This window comes from Aquimarina algicola (genome assembly GCF_006443095.1).
Taxonomy (GTDB): domain Bacteria; phylum Bacteroidota; class Bacteroidia; order Flavobacteriales; family Flavobacteriaceae; genus Aquimarina; species Aquimarina algicola.
The window spans coordinates 1-4489 of record NZ_VFWZ01000016.1; the positions used below are offsets into that span (position 1 = coordinate 1).

The window sequence follows — 4489 nt, forward strand, 5'->3', positions numbered from 1 at the left end:
CACTACCTGTATAGGTACTCTTGTATTTTTGTTCTGATAAACTCGAAGCATTACTATGCAACAAAGGATGTAATTGATCCGGATTACTCAAAAAGGAAGAAGAAGCCTCTGATATAGGAAGCCAGTAACGCTCCTTAGCAAATGGATAAGTCGGTAAACTCACTCTCTTAGGCTGTTCATGAGAATACAAAAGTTCCCAATCTATACTAAGACCTGAGACCCATAATTGAGCTAATGCAGCATATTGATGTTTCGAAATCGCTGCTTTGACATAAGTTTCTGAAGCATCTTCTGTTAATGAAAACGAGGAAACTTCTTTTTTGACATTACCAATAAACAAATCAGGTTGTTCTTCTGAATTATAACCTGATAAATTCCTTTTCAACTGTGCTAAATTATCTGTTACAAAAGCCAATCGTTCTTCCATCGGTTCTCGACCTACTTGTAAGGTATAGGAAAGATCGTAGATGTTGATGTCCTTATGATCTTCTACATAAGCATATAAGTTCTCTACCTGTTCTTTGAGACGATCCTTGTCTTTTGCAGACAACACAATGATTGCAGGATCATTACTTTGATAAACTAGCTTTTCACCAGGAATGTATTCTTCGATGATTAAATGGGCATTGCTCCCTCCTGCTCCAAATGCACTAATCCCTGCTAGTCGTGGACTATCCTTTTCAGTAACCCAATCCTCTAACTCTTGCTGGACTTTAAAAGGGGTCTTTGTAAAATCTATATTCGGGTTCAATGTTTGTGAGTGTAAACTAGGAACCAACTGTTGGTGCTTTAATTGTAATAAGACTTTGGTCAATCCTGAGATACCAGCTGCAGACTCTGCATGTCCAATATTACTCTTGATACTTCCTATTGCACAATACTGTCCTTCTTTACTGCCACTAAAGGCTTTACTTAACCCTGCAATTTCAATTGGGTCTCCCAAACTTGTACCTGTACCATGAGCTTCTATATAACTAAAATCATTCGGGGAAACTCCTGCTCGGGCAATAGCCTCTTGAATAACACTTGCCTGTGCTGTTGGATTTGGTACTGTATACCCATTGGCTCTACCACCATGATTCAAACTACTCCCTTTGATCACTCCATAAATCTGATCGCCATCTGCCTCTGCCTGACTTAGTGGTTTTAGTAATACAGCTCCAACTCCTTCGGAAGGAACATAACCATTACCCCCCTCTCCAAAACTCTCACATCTACCCTTATCTGAAACAAACATACTCTGGCTCAGATTTTTATACTTATTTGGGTGGATACTCACATTTACACCTCCTGCTATGGCCATACTACAAAGTCCATTATGAATCGCATCAATAGCTAAATGAATCGAAACCAGTGAACTGGAACACATCGTATCAACTCCCATACTTGGACCGTGAAGATTTAAACAAAAAGACACCCGATTGGCAATACTACTCGGACTACACCAAGTAGCCATAGGATTCCCTTTTAGGGTTTCCTCTGCTCCAAACATTTGGTATTCTCCATACATCACTCCGGCATATACCCCAACATGACCGCCTAAACCAGCGCTATCTGAACGACCAACCTTTGCAAGTTGATCCAGTGTATATCCAGCATCTTCTATCGTTTCCCATGCCGTTTGTAAAAACAAACGCTCCTGAGGATCCATAAGCTCTGCATCACGAGGCGAAATATTAAAAAACAAAGGATCAAACTTATCTACATCATCTATAAATCCTCCCCACTTACTCGCAATCTTGCCTACTTTGCCCTTTTCTGGATCATACAGCTCTGCTGCATTCCAACGGGATAAAGGAACCTCGGTAATAGCATCTTTGCCCAACTTCAAATTATCCCAAAATTCATCTAACGTCTTAGCTCCGGGATATCTACCACTTAACCCTATTACAGCAATATCCTCTTTTATAGTATCCCCTCTCAAAGAACCACCTTTTGAAGAAAAACCAATAGCTCGTTTTCTACGACTCTGATCGGTATCAAAAGCCTGAAAATCAAAATTAGGTAAAGTGATATCTGTTGCTTCACGACTGGTGTTCAAACCGGTTAATTCAAACAATTCTATGGTATAGGTTTCTGATAGGTATGCTGATAAACTATTGATAGTTTGATGTTCAAAAAGTAAGGTAACCGGGATATCCTCAAAAAATTCATTCAATCGATTGGTCAACTTAGAAATCATAATAGAATCGATACCATATTCTGAAAAAGAACTTTCATTATCTATACGATCTATAGGCAATTTAAGTACTGATGAAAATAACGATTTGACATATTCTGCCGTAGCTTCTCGTAACTCTACTGTTACGGAGGATTCATTGGTTTGATCTTCATGGTTTGAGGTTGATTCCTTTTTTAGCATCAAACGTTCAAGACGTTCCTTATTACCATAAAAAACAGCTCCCTGAGTGATGCCTTGTGATAACAAAACATCAAAAGCAGTAATACCATCAGTAGTAGAAAGAGGCTGTAAACCTGTTTGAGATTCCATGCGCTTTTCTACTTCTCTATCCACTCGCATACCGCCTTCTGACCATAAGGGCCAGTTGATACTCAAACTAAGTCCTTTTCGTTTGCCCTGAGATAACAAATCATTACGATACTCAGCATATAAATCCATCCAGGCATTACCACTAGAGTAATCGGATTGACCTACATTACCAAAAGCTCCGGCCGTACTACTAAAATAAACCATAAAGTCCAGATCCATACCTTTGGTCGCTTCATCAAGATATTGAGCACCAAAAATCTTTGGAGCGAGTACCTGATAAGCTTCCTCCATCGTTTTATGCAATAAAAGACTATCACGAAGCACTCCTGCACTGTGAATGATACCGTCTAGGTGACCATAAGTATCCCTTATATCAGATATTAAATTGAATACTGATTCTTTATCACTTACATCACAGCTATGGTAAACTGCTCCAAGAGATGATAATTCTTTATCGCTTAAATGACTCTCTGTGCTTCTTCCTGTCAAAATCAATTGTACTCCACCAGTACCAGAAAAATGAGTCGCAAAGATTTGACCTAATCCTCCACATCCGCCTGTGATCAGGTAAACCCCATTTTCTTTAACACTAAAAGCATTAGAAGGAGTAGTCAATGGTAAGGCTTCTAAACGACGAACCTCTCTTTGTTCTCCAAAATAACGAACCTCTTTATCTGAAGATGAAAATTCTGAGGTAATGATACCGCTTAAATTATCCAATGCCTTAACTGATAAACTGTCTAATCCTATCGTTTTACAACGTAGTTTTGGGTTTTCTTGCTCTGCTGTACGCAATAAGCCTGTGATAAATCCATAAGTCAAATACTCTGAATGACGATATAAAACAGTAACATACAAAGGAAACTTTGTCCCTATGTAAGATTGCATTAATTCTTGTAGTGTATTATAAAATGAAATCGAATCAGATGCATTGACGGATATCACATCATATCCTAAAGAAGATTCAAGCTTATCCGATAAACTAACTGAGCCACCACATAATATAACCAAGCCTTTACTATCTGATATATCCAAGCTACCTGCTAAAGGTGCAAAACTCCAGGAATTACCATAAACCAAAAGTTCTGAAGATGAAGGAGCAACACTACTTGATTTTTGATTGCCTTGATCTTGTATACCCGCTAATGGTAAAGTCACAAAATCTCGGATGCTTAACAAAACAGAACCCGAGGCTGACAATAGATCAAGATCATAACTTGATATCTTATCAGCATCTGTAGATCGCTTACGGGCATAACACCAAACCGTTTGAGATACATCTCCATAGATCGTAACCTCCTGAATACTGTAAGGTACACTCAAAGACATCTCTGATTCTGTCAAACTAAAACCTAAACACGTTTGTAAAGCACTATCTAAAATCCCGGGCTGTAGTATATATTTATCATCTTTCGATAATGAAAGCTTACTTAAACATGCTTCAGAATTGTAATACAAACGATCAATACCACGAAAACTAGATCCATAACTAATCCCTAAATCCTTGAAAATAGAATACAAAGAAGAAGCATCTTTTTCATCAGAAAAAGTAGAACGTAATAACGAAATATCGTAGGGAGATGGTGCTATAAATGAATCTGTACTCAAGTTTCCTTGACTATGAATCAACTCTGAAGCACCTAAACCACTATAGATCTCATAACCCAAACCTTCCGAATCCTCAAAAATACCGATCTCTATTTCTGTCGGAACATCTTTAATACATAATGGTTGTAACCATTTGATATCGCTGATTTGTGTTATAGAAGATTCTAACGAAAAAGAACCCGCAGCTCTGGCCATCTCTAAATATGCTACTCCGGGGAGCATCTTGTCGCCTAGAATAATATGATCTTCCAAAAAGAGCTCACTACCTGTATAGGTACTCTTGTATTTTTGTTCTGATAAACTCGAAGCATTACTATGCAACAAAGGATGTAATTGATCCGGATTACTCAAAAAGGAAGAAGAAGCCTCTGATATAGGAAGCCAGTAACG

1 protein-coding gene is annotated in these 4489 nt (G+C 38.3%); it reads right to left on the minus strand.

Annotated elements, in window-relative coordinates; genetic code table 11:
• A partial coding sequence (locus FHK87_RS25945) for an SDR family NAD(P)-dependent oxidoreductase (RefSeq protein ID WP_140597830.1) occupies positions 1-4489 on the minus strand: 4489 nt, incomplete at both ends.